This window comes from Bradyrhizobium sp. NBAIM08 (assembly GCF_020193935.1).
GTDB classification, from domain to species: Bacteria; Pseudomonadota; Alphaproteobacteria; order Rhizobiales; family Xanthobacteraceae; genus Bradyrhizobium; species Bradyrhizobium yuanmingense.
In genome coordinates, this window is record NZ_JADYVR010000335.1 from 1 (window position 1) to 450 (window position 450).

The 450-nt window shown below is 71.1% G+C and carries 1 protein-coding gene; it reads left to right on the forward strand.

Annotation, left to right across the window (positions count from 1 at the left end):
- Nucleotides 1-450, forward strand: a 450-nt coding sequence (locus I6F37_RS39775) for a 2,3-diphosphoglycerate-dependent phosphoglycerate mutase (protein WP_225154345.1), incomplete at both ends; no start/stop codon positions are given.

A 450-nucleotide genomic window follows, 5' to 3' on the forward strand; every position in this document is an offset into this window, starting at 1 on the left:
GAAGGCGGCTTCGAGTTCGATCGCGCCTGGACCTCGGTCCTGAAGCGCGCCGTCTGGACGCTCTGGCAAGCGCTCGACGCGATGGACCGGACGTGGCTGCCGATCAGCAACGACTGGCGCCTGAACGAGCGCCACTACGGCGCGCTGCAGGGCCTCGACAAGAAGGCCACCACGGCAAAGCACGGCGCCGAGCAGACCAAGATCTGGCGGCGCAGCTACGACGTGCCGCCGCCGCCGGTCGGGCTCGACAGCCCCGAGCACCCGATCAACGACGACCGCTACCGGTGGTTGGCCCCCGACGTGCTGCCGGCGACGGAGTGCCTGGCCGACGTCGTCGCCCGGGTGCTGCCGTACTGGTACGACGCGATCGTGCCCCAGCTGCGCGCCGGGCTCGACGTGCTCGTCACCGCCCACGGCAACTCGCTGCGGGCGCTCGTGATGCACCTCGAG